19 protein-coding genes and 1 rRNA gene are annotated in these 19,274 nt (G+C 63.2%); 15 read left to right on the top strand and 5 right to left on the bottom strand.

The window, feature by feature from the left end; translation table 11 throughout:
- Positions 1 to 415 precede the first annotated feature (415 nt).
- The 4 genes from ettA to J7548_RS05890 form a co-directional block, all read right to left on the bottom strand.
- Positions 416 to 2,083, bottom strand: a complete 1,668-nt coding sequence (gene ettA / locus J7548_RS05905) for an energy-dependent translational throttle protein EttA (protein ID WP_290971704.1) — start codon at positions 2,081 to 2,083, stop codon at positions 416 to 418.
- A gap of 35 nt (positions 2,084 to 2,118) precedes the next feature.
- The gene (gene rarD / locus J7548_RS05900) at positions 2,119 to 2,991 is read right to left on the bottom strand and encodes an EamA family transporter RarD (RefSeq protein ID WP_290971702.1); all 873 of its coding nucleotides are present in this window, start codon (positions 2,989 to 2,991) and stop codon (positions 2,119 to 2,121) included.
- 24 nt (positions 2,992 to 3,015) lie between these two features.
- Positions 3,016 to 4,239: a Bcr/CflA family multidrug efflux MFS transporter gene (locus J7548_RS05895; RefSeq protein ID WP_290971700.1), complete on the bottom strand. Its 1,224-nt coding sequence runs from the start codon at positions 4,237 to 4,239 to the stop codon at positions 3,016 to 3,018.
- Between the two features lie 128 nt (positions 4,240 to 4,367).
- A complete protein-coding gene (locus J7548_RS05890; protein WP_290971697.1) occupies positions 4,368 to 4,832 on the bottom strand; it encodes an OsmC family protein in 465 nt (154 codons plus the stop codon).
- 164 nt (positions 4,833 to 4,996) lie between these two features.
- Here J7548_RS05890 and J7548_RS05885 point away from each other — a divergent pair, with 164 nt between their 5' ends.
- The 15 genes from J7548_RS05885 (at position 4,997) to J7548_RS05815 (ending at position 18,992) form a co-directional block, all read left to right on the top strand.
- Positions 4,997 to 5,824 (top strand): ferritin-like domain-containing protein, encoded by an 828-nt coding sequence (locus tag J7548_RS05885; protein WP_290971694.1) that lies wholly within the window; start codon positions 4,997 to 4,999, stop codon positions 5,822 to 5,824.
- A gap of 316 nt (positions 5,825 to 6,140) precedes the next feature.
- Positions 6,141 to 7,394, top strand: coding sequence for an urea ABC transporter substrate-binding protein (gene urtA, locus J7548_RS05880; RefSeq protein WP_290971691.1), 1,254 nt, complete (start codon positions 6,141 to 6,143; stop codon positions 7,392 to 7,394).
- A 111-nt stretch (positions 7,395 to 7,505) separates the two neighbouring features.
- On the top strand, positions 7,506 to 9,122 hold the full coding sequence (gene urtB / locus J7548_RS05875; protein ID WP_290971689.1) for an urea ABC transporter permease subunit UrtB: 1,617 nt from the start codon (positions 7,506 to 7,508) through the stop codon (positions 9,120 to 9,122).
- Complete coding sequence (gene urtC / locus J7548_RS05870) at positions 9,119 to 10,237, top strand: urea ABC transporter permease subunit UrtC (RefSeq protein WP_290971686.1); 1,119 nt, start codon at positions 9,119 to 9,121, stop codon at positions 10,235 to 10,237. The genes urtB and urtC overlap by 4 nt, the downstream gene beginning before the upstream one ends.
- On the top strand, positions 10,234 to 11,109 hold the full coding sequence (gene urtD / locus J7548_RS05865) for an urea ABC transporter ATP-binding protein UrtD (protein ID WP_290971683.1): 876 nt from the start codon (positions 10,234 to 10,236) through the stop codon (positions 11,107 to 11,109). The genes urtC and urtD overlap by 4 nt, the downstream gene beginning before the upstream one ends.
- A gap of 17 nt (positions 11,110 to 11,126) precedes the next feature.
- Positions 11,127 to 11,825, top strand: a complete 699-nt coding sequence (urtE, locus tag J7548_RS05860; RefSeq protein ID WP_290971681.1) for an urea ABC transporter ATP-binding subunit UrtE — start codon at positions 11,127 to 11,129, stop codon at positions 11,823 to 11,825.
- Positions 11,826 to 11,918: 93 nt separating this feature from the next.
- The gene (locus J7548_RS05855; protein WP_290971678.1) at positions 11,919 to 12,806 is read left to right on the top strand and encodes an urease accessory protein UreD; all 888 of its coding nucleotides are present in this window, start codon (positions 11,919 to 11,921) and stop codon (positions 12,804 to 12,806) included.
- A gap of 25 nt (positions 12,807 to 12,831) precedes the next feature.
- Positions 12,832 to 13,134 (top strand): urease subunit gamma, encoded by a 303-nt coding sequence (locus J7548_RS05850; RefSeq protein WP_290971676.1) that lies wholly within the window; start codon positions 12,832 to 12,834, stop codon positions 13,132 to 13,134.
- A 10-nt stretch (positions 13,135 to 13,144) separates the two neighbouring features.
- On the top strand, positions 13,145 to 13,465 hold the full coding sequence (locus tag J7548_RS05845) for an urease subunit beta (protein ID WP_290971673.1): 321 nt from the start codon (positions 13,145 to 13,147) through the stop codon (positions 13,463 to 13,465).
- A gap of 4 nt (positions 13,466 to 13,469) precedes the next feature.
- Complete coding sequence (ureC, locus tag J7548_RS05840) at positions 13,470 to 15,170, top strand: urease subunit alpha (protein ID WP_290971672.1); 1,701 nt, start codon at positions 13,470 to 13,472, stop codon at positions 15,168 to 15,170.
- Positions 15,171 to 15,176: 6 nt separating this feature from the next.
- Positions 15,177 to 15,707: an urease accessory protein UreE gene (ureE, locus tag J7548_RS05835; RefSeq protein ID WP_290971670.1), complete on the top strand. Its 531-nt coding sequence runs from the start codon at positions 15,177 to 15,179 to the stop codon at positions 15,705 to 15,707.
- Positions 15,708 to 15,712: 5 nt separating this feature from the next.
- Positions 15,713 to 16,393, top strand: a complete 681-nt coding sequence (locus tag J7548_RS05830) for an urease accessory UreF family protein (RefSeq protein ID WP_290971668.1) — start codon at positions 15,713 to 15,715, stop codon at positions 16,391 to 16,393.
- A 33-nt stretch (positions 16,394 to 16,426) separates the two neighbouring features.
- Positions 16,427 to 17,062 (top strand): urease accessory protein UreG, encoded by a 636-nt coding sequence (gene ureG, locus J7548_RS05825; RefSeq protein WP_290971667.1) that lies wholly within the window; start codon positions 16,427 to 16,429, stop codon positions 17,060 to 17,062.
- A gap of 57 nt (positions 17,063 to 17,119) precedes the next feature.
- Positions 17,120 to 17,731: a HupE/UreJ family protein gene (locus tag J7548_RS05820; RefSeq protein ID WP_290971666.1), complete on the top strand. Its 612-nt coding sequence runs from the start codon at positions 17,120 to 17,122 to the stop codon at positions 17,729 to 17,731.
- A gap of 109 nt (positions 17,732 to 17,840) precedes the next feature.
- Positions 17,841 to 18,992, top strand: a complete 1,152-nt coding sequence (locus J7548_RS05815; RefSeq protein WP_290971664.1) for a molecular chaperone DnaJ — start codon at positions 17,841 to 17,843, stop codon at positions 18,990 to 18,992.
- A gap of 169 nt (positions 18,993 to 19,161) precedes the next feature.
- On the opposite strand, the gene rrf is transcribed toward J7548_RS05815, so the two are convergent.
- Positions 19,162 to 19,274 (bottom strand): 5S ribosomal RNA (gene rrf / locus J7548_RS05810).

The raw sequence follows: 19,274 nt of genomic DNA, 5'->3' as shown, positions 1-19,274 counted from the left end.
CAGGACGACGGAGAAAGCAAGATAGCGAGCCACCACATCGATGCCGCAGGCGAGCAGCAAGCACCGCAAGGCCGAAGGCGAGCCGGACACGAAGTCCGCTTCTGACCAGCCGCTGGAATGAGGTGAAAAATGGATCAGAAAGGACGCCGGAGCGCAGCGACTTGCGGTCTTTCCCATTTTTCTCCTCATTCCAGCGGGAACCCCGAAGGGGCTGGGCAGTAGCGGTCGCCTTTCTTTGCTTACTTTCTTTGGCGAAGCAAAGAAAGTGAGCGGCTGCCGGGCCGCCCCCGGCGCTCCCCGTCGACCGAAGAAAGAAAAGCATAAAGCCAGTACATCTGCACGCAGCAAAACCAGACTACCCAAAAACAAAAACGCCGCTAAACATCAGCGGCGTCTTCATTAAAACAAAACAAGATCAGCGGGTAACAGGCTTATAGCGAATCCGCTTGGGCTTGGCAGCCTCCTCGCCCAACCGCTTCTTCTTGTCAGCTTCATACTCCTGATAGTTGCCATCAAAGAAGCTGACCTGCGAATCGCCCTCAAACGCGATGATGTGGGTAGCGATACGATCCAGGAACCAGCGATCGTGGGAAATCACCAGCACGGTGCCCGCAAACTCCAGCAGAGCATCTTCCAGGGCACGCAAGGTTTCCACGTCAAGGTCGTTGGACGGTTCGTCCAGCAGCAACACGTTGCCGCCCTGCAGCAGCGTCTTGGCCAGGTGCAGGCGGCCGCGCTCGCCGCCGGACAGGTTGCCGACGATCTTCTGCTGGTCGCCGCCCTTGAAGTTGAAGCGTCCCAGGTAAGCCCGCGACGGCATCTCGAACCGCCCCACGGTCAGGATATCGGCGCCGCCGGCCACATCCTCGAACACCGTCTTCTTGTTCTCCAGGTCTTCGCGCGACTGGTCCACCAGCGAAATCTTCACGGTCGGGCCCAGCACCAGTTCGCCGCTGTCGGGCTGCTCGCGGCCTGCCAGCATGCGGAACAGGGTCGACTTGCCGGCGCCGTTGGGGCCGATGATGCCGACGATGGCGCCGGCCGGAATCTTGAAGTTCAGGTTGTCGATCAGCAGGCGGTCGCCGTAGCCCTTGCTGACGTTCTTGAACTCGATCACTTCATTGCCCAGGCGCTCGGCCACGGGAATGAAGATTTCCTGGGTCTCGTTGCGCTTCTGGTATTCGTGTTCGGACAGCTCGTTGAAGCGGGCCAGGCGCGCCTTGCTCTTGGCCTGGCGGCCCTTCGGGTTCTGCCGTACCCATTCCAGTTCCTTGGCGATGGTCTTCTGGCGCGCCGATTCGCTGGCCTCTTCCTGCTTCAGGCGGGCTTCCTTCTGCTCCAGCCAGGACGAATAGTTGCCCTTCCAGGGAATGCCGTGGCCGCGGTCCAGTTCCAGGATCCACTCGGCGGCGTTGTCGAGGAAGTAGCGGTCGTGGGTGATCGCCACCACGGTGCCGGGGAAGCGTTGCAGGAACTGCTCCAGCCAGTCCACCGATTCGGCGTCCAGGTGGTTGGTCGGTTCGTCCAGCAGCAGCATGTCGGGCTTGGACAGCAGCAATTTGCACAGCGCCACGCGGCGCTTCTCGCCGCCCGACAGCACGCCGATCCTGGCGTCCCACGGCGGCAGGCGCAGCGCGTCGGCGGCCATTTCCAGCTGCTGGTTCAGGCTGTTGCCGTCGGCGGCGGCGATGATCGCCTCCAGGCGCGCCTGCTCGGTGGCCAGCGCGTCGAAGTCGGCATCCTCTTCGGCGTAGGCGGCGTAGACGGCGTCCAGCTTGGCCTGTGCCTCGAACACTTCGCCCAGCGCGCTTTCCACTTCCTGGCGCACGGTCTTGTCGGCATCCAGCTGCGGTTCCTGCGGCAGGTAGCCGATGTTGAGGTTGGGCATCGGGATCGCTTCGCCTTCGATCTCCTTGTCGATGCCGGCCATGATCTTCAGCAGGGTCGACTTGCCCGAACCGTTCAAGCCCAGCACGCCGATCTTGGCGCCGGGGAAGAAGGACAACGAGATGTCCTTCAGGATCTGCCGCTTCGGCGGCACGATCTTGCCGACGCGGTTCATTGTGAATACGTATTGAGCCATGTTTAGGATGCCAAATGAAAGAAATGATGGAGCTGTCAGGCAGGTTGCCCGCGTGTGCGCCAGAGACGCCACAAGCCTTCCGCAGAGTATACCGCGAGCGCCAGCCAGATCACGCTAAAACCGATGGCGCGGTCGCCCGCGAAGGACTCGCCGTACAGCAGTACGCCGGTCAGCAACTGGATGGTGGGCGAAATGTATTGCAGCAAACCCAGCAGCGACAGCGGGATGCGGCGCGCCGCCTGGGCGAACAGCAACAGCGGCACCACCGTCACCGGCCCCGACAGCACCAGCAATAGCTGCGCCCCCGCCGAAGCGCCGACGAAGCTGTTGCTGCCGCGCCAGGTATCGATGCCAAGCACCGCCAGCACCAGCGGCAGCAGCATCAGGGTCTCCAGCGACAGGCCTTCCAGCGCGCCCAGTTGCGCGGTCTTGCGCAGCAGGCCATAGAGCCCGAAAGTGACGGCGATGATCAGGCCGATCCAGGGCAGGCTGCCGTTGGCGATGGTCAGCCACAGCACCGCGCCCAGCGCCAGGATCACGGCCAGCCATTGCAGCGGCCGCATGCGCTCTTTCAGGATCAGGTAGCCCAGCACCACGCTCACCAGCGGGCTCATGAAATAGCCCAGGCTGGTGTCGACGATGCGGCCGGCGTTGACCGCCCAGACATACAGGACCCAGTTGCCCGACAGCAGCAGCGCCGAGAACAGGAAACCGAGCAGCACGCGCGGCTGCTGCGCGGCTTGCTTCAGCCACGCCCACTGGCGACGCCATACCAGCACCACCGTCAGGAAGATGAACGACCAGAACAGGCGATGGACGACGATATCCAAGGAGGGAATCTCCTTGAGCATCTTGAAGTACAGCGGGAACAGCCCCCACAGGAGGAAACTGGAAATGGCGTAAAGCATCGCGGAAACAGGAAAGTGGGGAGGTCAGGCCGGCGCCGCAACCGCGGCTTCATGCTTGGCGACCAGGTGATACAGCAGGAACGCCGACACGCCGCAAACGGCCATCACCACGGTCAGCGGCAAGGCCGTGCCGTCATGCCAGAAGCTCATCACCACGCCCGACAGCACCCCCATGCCGAACTGCAGCGTGCCCATCAATGCCGCCGCCGTGCCGGCCTGGCGGCCTTGGTGCTTCAAGGCGATGGCCGTGGCGTTGGGGCCGGTGAAACCGTAGGAGGTGAGGAAACCGAAGAAACCGATCAGCAACAGCGGCAGGCTTTCCTGGCCGGCCGCCACCATCAGCGCCACGAAAAGCGACAAGCCGGCCGGCATCCACAGCACACGGCCCAGCACGCGCTCGGCCGAGCGCTTCATCACCAGGCGCGCATTGACCTGCGAAGCGGCGATCAGGCCGATGGCGTTGGAGGCGAAGACGAAGCCGAAATACTGCGGCTTGATGCCGTGCAGCTCGATGATGACGAACGGGCCGCCGGCGATGTAGGCGAACATCCCGGCCTGCACCAGGCCGCCGCACAGCACATAGGCCATGAACTGCTTGTGGCGCAGCAAACCCCAGTACTGGCGCAGCGTGCGGCCCAGGTGCAGCGGCTCGGCCTGTTGCACGTTGACGGTCTCGGTCAGGTATTTGCGGGTGCCGATCAGGCACAGCAGGCCGAACACGGTCAGCACCACGAAGATGCCGCGCCAGCTGGCGAACACCAGCATCAGGCCGCCGATGAAGGGCGCCAGGATCGGCGCCAGGCCGAACACCAGCATCAGCATCGAGAACGCCTTGGCCGAGCCTTCGGCGCCCATGCGGTCGCGCACCATCGCGCGCGGGATCACCATGCCGGCGCTGCCGCCCAGGCCTTGGAAGAAGCGCACCACGATCAGCGTCTCGATGTTCTGCGCGAAGACGCACAGCAGCGAACAGAGGAAATACAGCGTGATGCCGAAGAACAGCGGCGGCTTGCGGCCGAAACGGTCGGACAGCGGGCCGTAAAACATCTGGCCGACCGCCAGCCCGACCAGGAAGGTCGACAGCGTGAGCTGGACCAGGTTGGTGCCGACGCCGAGGTCCTTCGCGATGGCGGTGAAGCTGGGCAAGTACATGTCGATGGCCAGCGCGCCCATGGCGGTCAGCCCGGCCAGCACGACCAGCCATGGGGGGAATTTGCCCGTCGAGAGCGAGGTATCTTGGTTATGCATGAGGAATTCGGTAGGCGGCCGCCCAAGCGGCCCGTGAAGCGAGGCCCTCCATTATAAATCCTCGGCCATTTTCCTTCAGGCAAGAGCCCCGGCCGCCTGCTCCGGCAGGCTTATGCGTATGGCACGGTTCAGGCGGACGGCGGCTCCACCACGATCTCGGATTTGAGCGAATTGGCGATGAAGCACAGCGCATGCGCCTGGTGGTGCACGGCATCGATCTCTTGCTGCGGCGGCACGGCGCCGGCGAAGCGGATATCCGGGCGCAGCACGATGCGCGTGATGGCCTCGCGCCCTTCGCCATCCTTGCCCATGTGCGCCTCGGCCTGGTCGGCGTAACTCTCCACCACCCAGCCGCGGCGCGCCGCCAGCGACAGGAAGAACAGCATGTGGCAACTCGATGCGGCCGCGGCCAGGGCTTCCTCGGGATCGACGTTGGCCGCCTCCGACATCGGCAGCGGCACCACATGCGGCGACGAGGAGGCCGGCACGACCGCGCCGCCATCGAAGCGCCATTCGTGGGCGCGGCTGTATCGGTTGTCGGTGAAGGCCTGGCCGCGGCGCGCCCAGGTAACCATCGCGGTATGTGCTGACATGTTTTTCACTCCATAGGTTTCCGGCGGGCAATGCCGGCATCGGATCTGCTGCGAGCCCGGGCTCATTGGCGCCATGCAAAGAAATGCAAGGCAACGGCCCTCCCCTGAACCAAAAATAACGTGCTGCATCATACCTTCATGCCAACCATGCCAAGGAAAAGCACATGACAGTACGCCGCGAAGGGAAAAAGCACTGGGGCATCGAAGACATCGATTTCGCGCGCATCGACACGGCGCGTGCGCGCGCGGATGAGGATCTGTTCTACCTCGTGGCCTGCGCGTCCTTCATCGAAAGCGGCTCCGATCTCTATACCCGGAACCTGGTCGAGTATTACCGCGGCGACGACGAGGTCGAGAACTGGCTGCGCGAACAATGGGAACGGGAAGAGCTGCAGCACGGCGCCGCCCTGCGCGCCTATGTCGAATACGTATGGCCGGAGTTCGAATGGGAACGCGCCTACAAGAGCTTCCTTGATGAGTACGCGCAATACTGCAAGGTGGAGCTGCTGGAGCCCACGCGCGCCCAGGAGCTGGCCGCCCGTTGCGTGGTCGAGACCGGCACCGCCACTTATTACCGCGCGCTGGCGCGCGCCGCCGATGAGCCGGTATTGAAACAACTGGCGGGCCTCATCGCCGCTGATGAGGTAAACCATTACAAGCACTTCTACCGCTATTTCCGGCGCTACCGCAGCGCGGAAAACATCGGCCGCCCGCAGGTACTCGGCACGCTCGGCCGGCGTACGCTGGAACTGAAGAATGAAGACGCCGACTGCGCCATCCGCCACGTGGTGCGGGCGCATCGCCCCGACCTTGCGTCCGACCCGGTACGCCTGCGGGAATTGACCTCACGCATGAACCGCACGGTCCGCCGCAACCTCAAGCCGGACGCCACGATCAAGATGATCATGCGGCCGCTGGAGTTGCCGGCCATGGTCCAGGGCATGATCGAATTCCCGATCCGCCAGTTCATGCAGCGCGTCTTGCTGCGCTGATCCTGTCCTTCCCGCGATGCCGGTATGGCGCGACGATTGCCGCGCGCCATACCGATCCACGACGCGCCCCAATTTTGCGCACGCCATAGTGCCAGCTTGGTGAAAACGGCGCTGAAATGCTTGTCCCGCCGGCAAGAAATCCCATGTTTGGTGCGGAAATTCATGCGCACTGACAGCGCATTTCTCCCTCCCCCGCCGCTTCCGCTCCCCGCTTTGATGCATCCGTCCGCGCGCTTCCCATCATTGGCACGCATTCTGCTAAAGCGGCAGAGCAGTCAGAAAAACTCATCCAACCCTATTCTCTGAGGGAGCAACCATGTCACGTCGTACCGTACTGAAAGCAACCGCGCTTGGCGCATTCGCACTGGCCGCATCGTCCTGGCTTCCGTCCGCCTTCGCCGCGGACACCATCAAGGTCGGCATCCTGCACTCCCTCTCCGGCACCATGGCGATCTCGGAAACATCGCTGAAAGATGTGGCGCTGATGACCATCGACGAGATCAACGCCGCCGGCGGCGTCAACGGCAAGAAACTGGAACCGGTGGTGGTCGACCCCGCCTCCAACTGGCCGCTGTTCGCCGAAAAGGCGCGCCAGCTGATCTCGCAGGACAAGGTTTCGGTGGTGTTCGGCTGCTGGACGTCGGTGTCGCGCAAGTCGGTGCTGCCGGTGTTCAAGGAATTGAACAGCCTGCTGTTCTACCCGGTGCAATATGAAGGCGAAGAGCTGGAGAAGAACGTGTTCTACACCGGCGCCGCGCCGAACCAGCAAGCCATCCCCGCCACCGAATACCTGATGTCGAAAGAAGGCGGCGGCGCCAAACGCTTCGTGCTGCTGGGCACCGACTACGTCTACCCGCGCACCACCAACAAGATCCTGCGCGCCTTCCTGCACAGCAAGGGCGTGAAGGATTCCGACATCGACGAGGTCTACACCCCGTTCGGCCACTCCGATTACCAGACCATCGTCGCCAACATCAAGAAGTTCGCGGCCGGCGGCAAGACCGCGGTGATCTCCACCATCAACGGCGACTCCAACGTGCCTTTCTACAAGGAACTGGGCAACGCCGGCCTGAAGGCGACCGACGTGCCGGTGGTGGCGTTCTCGGTGGGCGAAGAGGAACTGCGCGGCGTGGACACCAAGCCGCTGGTCGGCCACCTGGCGGCCTGGAACTACTTCGAATCGGTGAAGAACCCGGTCAACGCCGCCTTCATCAAGAAGTGGAAAGCCTATGCCAAGGCCAAGAACCTGCCCAATGCCGATACCGTCGTGACCAACGACCCGATGGAAGCGACCTACGTCGGCATCTACATGTGGAAGCAGGCGGTGGAAAAGGCCAAGTCGACCGACACCGACAAGGTGATCGCGGCCATGGGCGGCCAGAAGTTCAAGGCGCCGTCCGGCTATGAACTGGAAATGGACAAGACCAACCACCACCTGCACAAGCCGGTGATGATCGGCGAGATCAAGGCCGACGGCCAGTTCAACGTGGTCAACAAGACCAAGACCACCATCCGCGCGCAGCCGTGGAGCCCGTACATCCCGGGTAACGAAGACAAGCAGAAGATGTAATTGCCCGAGCGCTCTTCAGAGCGCCTGCCGGAGCGCCTTCGCTACGCAGCGTAGTGAAGGCGCGCCAACGCCATCACGCAAAGTCGCCAGCCGCACCAGGGCGCACACCACATGAAACCAGCCTTCCCGTTCTTACGCGCCCTGCTTGCGCTCTGGCTCTGCGCGCAGGCCCTGGCCGCCCATGCAGCCATCGACCCGGCGCTGCTCAAACCGCTTGGCGGAGACGATCCCGACGCGCGCATCGAAGCCGTCAATCGGATCGCCGCGCTCGCCAGCGACGATGCGGTCAAGGTCCTCAATGCCTTGAACAGCGATGCGCTGTATGTCACGCCGGCCGGCGATGTGCTGATCGTCGACGATGAAGGCCAGGCCTTCAACCCGGCCACCGGCCAGAGCGGCCCGGCACCCGACGATGCCGAGGGTATCACCGTCAACAACCGCCTGCGCGGCGCGATTGCGGGTGCGATGTCCGGCTTGAAGCTGCTGTCTTCGGAACGCGATACCCGCCTGGCCGCCGCCGCCGATTTGCTGAAGAATGCCGACCCGTCGCAATTGCCGCTGGTCGGCAAGGCGCTGGCCAAAGAAACCGATCCGCAGGTCAAGGACATCCTGCAGCAGGTGCAGGCCACCGCCAACCTGCACGCCGCCGACCCGGCCGCGCGCCGCGCCGCGGTCAAGACCCTGGCCGGCACCACCAATGCCGCGCTCAAACCCGTGCTGGAACAGATGCTGGCGAAGAATGCCGACGGCAGCTACGCCGAACCCGACGAAGGCGTGCGGGTGGAAGCGGTGCGCACGCTGACGGCGCTGGAGCGCCACCTGTCCATCGTCGACTTCGCCGGCAAGCTGTTCTATGGCGTCTCGCTGGGCAGCGTGCTGCTGCTGGCGGCGCTGGGCCTGGCGATCACCTTCGGCCTGATGGGCATCATCAACATGGCGCACGGCGAACTGCTGATGATCGGCGCCTACACCACTTACGTATGCCAACTGGTGTTCCGCAAGTACTTCCCTGGCGCCATCGACGCCTACCTGGTAGTGGCGCTGCCGGCGGCCTTCATCGTCGCCGGCGCGGTCGGCATCGCGCTGGAGCGCCTGGTGATCCGCTGGCTCTACGGCCGTCCGCTGGAAACCCTGCTGTGCACCTGGGGCATCAGCCTGATGCTGATGCAGGGCGTGCGCTCCATCTTCGGCGCCCAGAACGTCGAGGTCGCCAACCCGGCCTGGATGTCGGGCGGCGTTACCGTGCTGGGTTCGCTGGTGCTGTCCTACAACCGCATCGTGATCGTGTTCTTCGCGCTGTTCGTGGTGTTCGCGGTGTGGCTGATCCTGAACAAGACCCGCCTCGGCCTGTTCGTGCGCGCCGTGACGCAGAACCGCCGCATGGCCGACTGCGTGGGCGTATCGACCGGCAAGATCGACATGATGACCTTCGGCCTGGGCTGCGGCATCGCCGGCCTCGGCGGCGTGGCGCTGTCGCAGCTGGGCAATGTCGGCCCCGACCTGGGCCAGGGCTATATCGTCGACTCCTTCATGGTGGTGGTGCTGGGCGGCGTGGGCCAACTGGCCGGCACCGTGATCGCCGCCTTCGGCCTGGGTGAAGTCAACAAATTCCTGGAGCCGATGGCCGGCGCGGTGCTGGCCAAGATCGCCATCCTGGTGTTCATCATCGTCTTCATCCAGAAGCGTCCGCAAGGCCTCTTCGCACTCAAGGGAAGGAGCGTGGAATGACGCCGTCCTCTTTATTTTCGAAGCCGGCCTGGACCGGCATCGTGGTGTGCGCCATCGTCCTCGCGCTGCTGCCGGTCTGCAACCTGGCCTTCCCCGAGGGCAGCGCGTTGCATGTGTCGTCCTACACCATCGCGTTGGTCGGCAAGTTCATGTGCTACGCCATGGCGGCGCTGGCGCTGGACCTGGTGTGGGGCTATACCGGCATCCTGTCGCTGGGCCACGGCGTGTTCTTCGCGCTGGGCGGCTATGCGCACGGCATGTACCTGATGCGCGCCATCGGCCATGACGGCGTGTACCAGAGCGACCTGCCGGACTTCATGGTGTTCCTGAACTGGAAGGCCTACCCGTGGTACTGGTGGATGACCGAGCATTTCTGGTTCGCCATGCTGCTGGTGGTGCTGGTGCCGGGCTTGCTGGCGTTCGTGTTCGGCTACTTCGCCTTCCGTTCGCGCATCAAGGGCGTGTACTTCTCGATCATCACGCAGGCGATGACCTTCGCCTTCATGCTGCTGTTCTTCCGCAACGATACCGGCTTCGGCGGCAACAACGGCTTCACCGACTTCAAGCGCATCCTCGGCTTCACCATCACCGCGCCCGGCACCAAGGCGGCGCTGTACCTGGCGACGCTGGCGCTGCTGCTGGGCGCGCTGCTGCTGTGCCGCCTGATCGTCACCTCCAAGCTGGGCCGGGTGCTGCAGGGCGTGCGCGATTCCGAATCGCGCCTGATGTTCATCGGCTACAACCCGCTGTGGTTCAAGCTGTTCGTGTGGACACTGTCGGCCGTGATCTGCGGCGTCGCCGGCGCGCTGTACGTGCCGCAGGTGGGTATCATCAACCCGTCCGAAATGTCGCCGGCCAACTCGATCGAGATGGTGATCTGGGCGGCGGTGGGCGGGCGCGGCACGCTCTTGGGGCCGATCATCGGCGCCTTCACCGTCAATGGCCTGAAGAGCTGGTTCACCGCGGCCTTCCCCGACCTGTGGCTGTACGCGCTGGGCCTGATCTTCATCCTGGTCACGCTGTTCCTGCCGCAGGGCATCCTGGGGCTGGCGCAGAAACTGAAGAAACGCGATGCGCCGCCCGCGGGCGAAGCGGCATCCAAGGAGGCGGCATGAGCGCAATCGAAGCAGGCGGCATCAATGGTACCCATGGCATCGGCGGCCTGGGCGGCAACGTCGATACACCGCATGCCGACCACGGCACCTCCTATGAACGGATCAAGCCCGAAGGCCTTGACACCATCCACGGCGCCATCCTCTACCTGGAAAACATCTCGGTGGTGTTCGACGGCTTTCGCGCCATCAACAACCTGAACCTGGATATTTCGGTGGGCGAACTGCGCTGCATCATCGGCCCCAACGGCGCCGGCAAGACCACCATGATGGACGTCATCACCGGCAAGACCCGCCCCACCGCCGGCACCGCCTTCTTCGGCCAGACCATCGACCTGACGCGGATGACGGAATATGAAATCGCGCACGCCGGCATCGGCCGCAAGTTCCAGCGCCCTACCGTGTTCGAGCAGCACACCGTGTTCGAGAACCTGGAACTGGCGATGAAGATGGACAAGCGCGTCAAGACCACGCTGTTCGCGCGCCTGAATTCGGAACAGATCGGCAAGATCGAGGAAATCCTGAAACTGATCCGCCTGAACGGCCAGGAACACCGCCTGGCCGGCCTGCTCTCGCACGGCCAGAAGCAGTGGCTGGAAATCGGCATGCTGCTGATGCAGGAACCGCAATTGCTGCTGCTGGACGAGCCGGTGGCCGGCATGTCCGACGCCGAGACCGCGCGCACCGCCGAACTGTTGAATGAGTTGCGCGGCAAGCATTCGATCATGGTGGTGGAACACGACATGGGCTTCGTCGAAGAGATCGCGCAAGGCGGCAAGGTCACCGTGCTGCACGAGGGTTCGGTGCTGGCCGAGGGCAACATGCAGCAGGTGCAATCCAACGAACGCGTGATCGAAGTCTACTTGGGACGTTAAGGCGGGGGCGATAAGAGATGCTGCAAGTCAACCAACTCAACCAGTACTACGGTGCCGCGCATACGCTGCGCGGGGTATCGCTCAACGTCGAAAAGGGCAAGTGCCTGTCGCTGCTGGGCCGCAACGGCGTGGGCAAGACCACGCTGCTGAAGTGCCTGATGGGCGTGCTGCCGGTAGCGGCGGGCAACGTCATGTTCGAAAGCCACGACATCACGAAATTGAAACCGCACCAGCGCGCCAAGCTGGGCATCGCCTACGTTCCGCAGGGACGTGAGATCTTCGCGCGCCTGACGGTAGAAGAAAACATGCTGATGGGCATGGCCACCAAGTCCGGCCGCAAGGCGTCGATGATCAAGGGCGAGGTCTACGAGCTGTTCCCGGTATTGAAGGAAATGCTGCACCGGCGCGGCGGCGACCTCTCCGGCGGCCAGCAGCAGCAACTGGCGATCGCGCGCGCCTTGCTGGCCGAACCCAAGCTGATCATCCTGGACGAGCCGACCGAAGGCATTCAGCCCTCGATCATCAAGGACATCGGCCGCGTCATCAGCCTGCTGCGCCAGCGCGGCGACATCGGCATCTTGCTGTGCGAGCAATATTTCGAATTCGCGCGCGAGCTGGCCGATACCTTCGCCGTGATGTCGCGCGGCGAAGTGGTGGCGGCCGGCACGCAAGATCAAATGGACGACGACAACGTCAAGAAGCACCTGGCGGTGTGACGTGATTCGCCATGCGCGTTGGCGGCGGCTCTGCTAAAGTCTGGCGACCGTAGCGCCGATGCATGCGCGGCGCCCACCAGACAAGAACAAAGTATGAAACGAATCCCCGGCCATCCCGATCCTGCCAGTGCCGCCCCCGCTCCACGCGTGGAGCAGCGGCATGCGCCGGATCACGCCCGCCTGTCGCTGGGATTCGCCGACGATGCCGGCACCACGCGCCTGGTGCGGCGCCAGCACTTCGGCCCGCTGCGCGTGCAAAAGCCGCTGTATCCGGAACATCCGTCCATCTGCCACGCCATCATCGTGCACCCGCCCGGCGGCATTGTCGGCGGCGACCAACTGGCCATCGATGCCGAGGTCGAGAGCGGTGCGCATGCATTGCTGACCACGCCGGGCGCGGGCAAGTGGTATCGCGCCAATGGCTCCGTTTCGCGCCAGACCATTAACCTCAAGGCCGGGGCCGGCGCCACGCTGGAATGGCTGCCGCAGGAAACCATCTTCTTCGACGCCGCCGATGTGCGCATGGAACACACGGTCGAGCTGGCCGCCGACGCCGCCTACCTCGGCGCGGAAATCCTGTGCTTCGGCCGCACCGCTTCGGGCGAAAGCTTCAACAGCGGCGCCGTCGGCCAGCGCACCGCCATACGCCGCGGCGGCAAGCTACTGTGGTTCGAACAAGGCAAGCTGCAGGCCGAGGCCATGCGCGGCCCGCTGGCGCTGGACGGCAATACCGTCTGCGCCACGCTGATCGCGGTCGGCGACGGCATGGACAGCGCCTTGCTGGCCACGCTGCGCGAGCGCATCGACGCATTGAAACCGGAAGGCCGCAGCGGCGCCACGCTGATGAAGCAGGTGCTGGTGGCGCGCTACCTGGGCCAATCCAGCCAGGCGGCAAGGCAATGGCTGCATGCGGCCTGGCAGGTGCTGCGGCCGGCCGTGGCGAAGCATGAAGCCGCGATCCCGCGCATCTGGAATACCTGACACCTTTGCATTCGCAGGAGACGACATGGAACTGACGCCAAGAGAGAAAGACAAGCTGCTGATCTTTACCGCCGCACTGCTGGCGGAACGCCGCAAGGCACGCGGACTGAAGCTCAATTACCCGGAAGCGGTGGCGCTGATCACCGCCGCCATCATGGAAGGCGCGCGCGACGGCAAGACCGTGGCCGAACTGATGTCCGAGGGCACCACCATCCTGACGCGCGCCGACGTGATGGAAGGCGTGCCGGAGATGATCCCCGACATCCAGGTCGAAGCCACCTTCCCGGACGGCAGCAAGCTGGTCACCGTCCACCATCCGATTCCCTGAGGAGAGCGCCATGATTCCAGGCGAAATGCTGGTCGAACCCGGCGACATCGAACTCAACACCGGCCGCGCCACCGCGACCGTCACCGTGGCCAACAGCGGCGACCGGCCGATCCAGGTCGGTTCGCACTTCCACTTCTATGAAACCAACCCGGCGCTGCTGTTCGACCGCCAGGCGGGTTATGGCATGCGCCTCAATATCGCGGCCGGCACCGCCGTGCGTTTCGAGCCGGGCCAGCAGCGCACGGTGGAACTGGTGGCGCTGGCGGGAGACCGCCGCGTCTACGGATTCAACGCGCTGGTGATGGGCGGCCTCAAGCAACGGAAAGGGTAAGACGATGAGCAAGATTTCCCGTTCGGCCTATGCCGAGATGTTCGGCCCCACCACCGGCGACCGCGTGCGCCTGGCCGATACCGAACTGTTCCTGGAAGTGGAAAAGGACTACACGATCTACGGCGAGGAAGTGAAGTTCGGCGGCGGCAAGGTGATCCGCGACGGCATGGGCCAGTCGCAGCGCGCGCATGCCGACGTGATGGATACCGTGATCACCAATGCGCTGATCGTCGACCACTGGGGCATCGTCAAGGCAGACATCGGCATCAAGTCGGGCAAGATCGCCGGCATCGGCAAGGCCGGCAACCCGGACATACAGCCGGGCGTGACGATGGCCATCGGAGGCGCCACCGAGATCATCGCCGGCGAAGGCATGATCGTCACCGCCGGCGGTATCGACAGCCACATCCACTTCATCTGCCCGCAGCAGATCGAGGAAGCGCTGATGAGCGGCGTGACTACCATGATCGGCGGCGGCACGGGACCTGCGGTCGGCACCGCGGCCACCACCTGCACGCCGGGGCCGTGGCACATCCACTCGATGCTGGCGGCGGCCGATGCCTTCCCGATGAACCTGGGCTTTCTCGGCAAGGGCAACGTCAGCCTGCCGCTGCCGCTGGAAGAACAGATCCGCGCCGGCGCCATCGGCCTGAAGCTGCACGAGGACTGGGGCTCGACCCCGGCCGCCATCGACAACTGCCTGACGGTGGCCGACCGCATGGATATCCAGGTGGCAATCCATACCGACACGCTCAACGAAGGCGGTTTCCTGGAACACACGCTGGCCGCCTTCAAGGACCGCACCATCCACACCTTCCACACCGAAGGCGCGGGCGGCGGACATGCGCCCGACATCATCGCTGCGGTGGGCCAGGGCAATGTGCTGCCCTCCTCCACCAATCCGACCCGGCCGTTCACCGTCAACACGCTGGACGAACACCTCGACATGCTGATGGTGTGCCACCACCTCGATCCGGCCATCGCCGAAGACATCGCCTTCGCCGAATCGCGCATCCGGCGCGAGACGATCGCGGCCGAAGATATCCTGCACGATATCGGCGCGATCTCGATGATGTCGTCCGACTCGCAGGCGATGGGCCGCGTGGGCGAGGTGATCATGCGCACCTGGCAGACCGCGCACAAGATGAAGGTGCAGCGCGGTTCGCTCAAGGAAGATTCGTCGCGTAACGACAATTTCCGCATCAAGCGCTACATCGCCAAGTACACCATCAACCCGGCCATCACCCACGGCGTCTCGCATGTGGTGGGTTCGCTGGAGATCGGCAAGATCGCCGACATCGTGCTGTGGAAGCCGGCCTTCTTCGGCGTGAAGCCTTCGATGATCCTGAAGAGCGGCATGATCGCGGCGGCCCAGATGGGCGACCCCAACGCCTCGATCCCGACGCCGCAGCCGGTGCATTACCGGATGATGTTCGGCGCCTACGGCGGCGGCTTGAAGACCTCGATGACCTTTGTCTCGCAAGCCGCCTTCGATGCCGGCATCGGCGAACAACTGAAGCTGAACAAGCCTGTGGTGGCGGTGAAGGATATGCGCAATCTGCGCAAGCGCGACATGATCCATAACGGCGCCACGCCGAAGATGGAAGTCGATGCCGAAACCTATGAAGTGCGCGCCGACGGTGAACTGCTGGTGTGCGAGCCGGCCAGGTCGCTGCCGCTGGCGCAACGTTATTTCCTGTTCTGATTATTTATGCTGACACTCAATACCAAGGTCGAACAGACCGACAAGATCGACGGCGAGCTGGTGCTGCCATATGACCAGCGCGAGAAAAGCCGTCTGCGCGCCACGCTGGTTTCCGGCGAAGACGTAGCGGTATTCACCGTGCGCGGTACGGTGCTGCGCAACGGCGACCTGCTGCGCGGCGACGATGGCCGAGTGGTGAAGATCACCGCGGCGCTGGAGCCGACCTATCGCGTCGATGCTGCCGATGCGCATTTGCTGCTGCGCTGCGCTTTTCATCTGGGCAACCGGCATACTCAGGCACACATCGGCCATTTGAACGGCGTGGGATTCCTGCGTATTCGTAAAGATCCCGTACTCAAGGAAATGCTGGAAGGACTGGGAGCGCGCGTGTCGGAAGAGCAAGCCGCGTTCGAGCCGGAGGCGGGCGCCTATGGCGGCGGCCACCATCACCACGGCGACGACCACCACCACAATCCGCTGGCGCCGATTCCGCTGCGCCAGAAAATCCATCGCCCCAGCGATCCGAAGGAATCCTGAACGCCATGCAAGCCGCCGCCCTGCTCCATCTGCTGCAATTGTCCAGCCCGTCGTTGCCGATCGGCGCGTACAGCTATTCGCAGGGACTGGAAGCCGCGATCGAGAATGGCCGCGTGCACAACGAGACCAGTGCCCGCGCATGGATTGCGCACGCGTTGCATGAAGTAGTGGCGCGCTTTGAAGCGCCCATCTTCGCGCGCCTGGTAGATGCCTTTGCCGCGCGCGATGCGGCTGCGGTCGCGCTGTGGACGGAACGCTTCGTCGCCGCGCGCGACACGTCGGAGTTTCGCGCCGAGACGATACAGATGGGCTATTCGCTGGGCAAGCTGGGGGCGGACCTGAAACTGGGCGATCCGGAACTGCTGGCGATCCTGCAGGTGCAGGCCGAAGTGCCGCTGCCTACCGCGCTGGCTTTTGCCACCGTGGCATTGCAGGTGCCGCGCGAAGCGGCGGTGCTGGGCATGCTGTTCGCCTGGGCCGAGAACCAGGTGCTGGCCTGCGTGAAAACGGTGCCGCTGGGCCAGGTGGCCGGCCAGCGCATGCTGCTGTCGCTGCAACCGGAACTGGAACGTGCCGCTGCTGCGGCGCAGACGCTGGAGGATGACGAACTTTCCAACTGGTCGCCCGGGCTGTCGCTGCTGTCGATGCAGCATGAGGTGCAGTACAGCCGCATCTACCGATCCTGAACCTGAAACATTCAACACCAACTAGAGACAGACATGAGCAATTCCACCACTTCCAATCCGCTGCGCGTAGGCATCGGCGGCCCGGTCGGCTCCGGCAAGACGGCGCTGTGCGAGATGCTGTGCAAGCGCATGCGCGACAGCTACGACATGGCCGTCATCACCAATGACATCTATACCAAGGAAGACATGGAGATCCTGCTGCGCGCCGACGCGCTGCCGGCCGAGCGCCTGATGGGCGTGGAGACAGGCGGTTGTCCGCATACGGCGATCCGGGAGGATGCTTCGATCAACCTGGAAGCGATCGCGCGCATGAGCGCCGACTTTCCCGACCTCGACCTGATCCTGGTCGAGTCCGGCGGCGACAACCTGGCGGCCACCTTCAGCCCGGAATTGTCGGACCTGACCATCTACGTGATCGACGTGGCCGGCGGCGAGAAGATCCCGCGCAAGGGTGGCCCCGGCATCACGCGTTCGGATCTGCTGATCATCAACAAGACCGACCTGGCGCCTTATGTCGGCGCCAATCTCGACATCATGGCGGCCGACGCCAAGCGCATGCGCGGCGAGCGGCCGTTCGTGTTCACCAATCTGCGCAGCGGCGACGGCGTGGAAAAGGTGATCGAGTACATCCGCAAGCAGGGCTTGCTGGACGAGAAGCCGAAGAGCTGACGCGTAGCGCCGCCTCATTCAACGATTCCGGATATCTATATCTACAAGGAGAAAAACATGTTTGCACTTTCGACCAAAAACCGCGCACGCCTGGGCGTGCTGACTGTCGCCGCGCTGGCAACCGGTTCGGCGCTGGCCCATCCCGGCCATCCGGAGTCGGTGATGAACGCTTCAGCCAGCTTCATGAGCGGCTTCGAACATCCGTTCTCCGGCATCGACCACCTGCTGGCGATGCTGGCCGTGGGCCTGTGGGCCGCTCAGAACAAGCAGCGCGCACTGTGGGTGCTGCCGCTGGCTTTCCCGCTGATGATGGTGGTCGGCGCGCTGCTGGCGATCGGCGGCCTGAATGTACCCGCGGTGGAAACCGGCATTGCTGCATCGGTCGCCGTATTGGGCTTGCTGATCGCCTTCGCGGTGCGCATGCCGTTGTGGGGCAGCACGCTGGTGGTATCGCTGTTCGCGCTGTTCCACGGTTATGCGCATGGTACTGAGTTGCCGCATGGCTCGTCGGCGGCGATGTACGGCGCTGGTTTCATCTTGGCAACCGCTGTTCTGCATGCGGCCGGTCTGATCGTGGGCGTGGTGGCCGGCCGGAAGATGGCTGACCGTGTGGTGCGCATCGGCGGTGTCGGTATTGCGGCTGTGGGTGCTTATCTGCTGGCGGCCTGAAGCAATACCCGTTGTCGCTACTCAATATTCCTACCCCTATGCGATCCCTTGTCCTGACGTAGGTATTGCGACATGATGCGGAGGTTCTTCCTCCGCATCATGTCCCTCTATGTCTGCGACAACCGGCAACAGCATCTCGCTCTCATCACGGCACGCCTCCGGGGCGGCGCTAACCAAAGAGCAGCAAACCTTCAATCTGCTAATCGAGCAAATCAGCAAGCGGCGCGAACAGCTTGCCGCCTGGTCATTGCTCGTTCCTCAATACCAGAAGGCCTATGCGGAGGAACTGGTTCCGTTGCAATCCCGCGTGGATCGGCTCTCGCGTGAGCTGATCGTCAAACTGGATGAGCATGCCAGCCATGAAAAGCTGAGCGCTTCGGAACGGCAGACGATGTCGAAACTGCTTCTCGGGCTGCTGGAGAATTTCCCCGATATCGGTGGAGACGATGCGCTCAAGCGCATATTCAATCGCCATGCGTCGACAGATTACGATGAAGAAATAGCGCTCGGCGTTGCCGATATGAAGGCGGACCTGGAACAGATGTTCGGGGAGTCTTTCGGGGACGATATCGACATGCGTTCATCCGAAGCGCTGCTGAAGCGCGCCCGGGAAAAGATGGCCGTGCACCAGGCACGCGAAGCGGCCAAGGAACAGGCGAGGGAAGAGCGTAAGGCGGCGCGTGCGAAGAACAAGAAACGGCCTGATGCAACCACGCTTGGCCATCAGGAGAAACTGCGCGCTGAACTCACTCAATCCTTGCGGGATATCTATCGCAAGCTGGCCAGCGCTCTGCATCCCGACCGGGAAGCCGATCCCCAGCGCCGGCAGCACAAGACCGAGTTGATGCAATCGTTGAATCAGGCTTATGCGAAACAGGATCTGCTGCATATGCTGGAATTGCAAATGCAGCTACAGCAAATCGACCAGCATGCCCTCAACGATATCGGTACGGAACGGCTGGAACAGTACAACCGATTGCTGCAGGAACAAATCGCCGAGCTGGACCGGGAGATTGCGCAGGAGGAAACGCAATTCGCACGTAGCTATGGCATTTCGCCTGCCCGGCGGGTGACGCCAGGGACTGCATTGCAATCCCTGGAGCTCCAGATTCGCGAGGCGCAACGCTCGGTTGCCGCCATCGAAGAGAATCTGAAAAGAGTGACTGATATCAAGAGCCTGAAAAACTGGCTCAAGGAAGAGAAGAAGCGTTTGAAGGAACTGGAATTCGAGTGGGAGCTGCAGCTGGAACGCAATTATTGAGTGCTGGCTAGCGTATACACATAAAAGAAAAGCCGTTCAGGATGCTCTGAACGGCTCTTTTATGGCCCCGTGGATGGGTAATTTAAGAATTCCTGGCAACGCTTAAAGCGGCAACCGTAAAGCAAAAAGCCTCCCCATCAAAGATGGAGAGGCTTCTGCGGAGTAACAAGCCTGACGATGACCTACTTTCACACTGGTTGCAGCACTATCATCGGCGCGAAGTCGTTTCACGGTCCTGTTCGGGATGGGAAGGGGTGGTACCAACTTGCTATAGTCATCAGG

Origin of the sequence: Herbaspirillum sp. (assembly GCF_017744395.1) — a bacterium.
GTDB lineage: Bacteria > Pseudomonadota > Gammaproteobacteria > Burkholderiales > Burkholderiaceae_D > Herbaspirillum.
The sequence above is the reverse complement of the archived record's forward strand: the minus strand, read 5'-3'. Positions and strand labels throughout refer to the sequence as shown.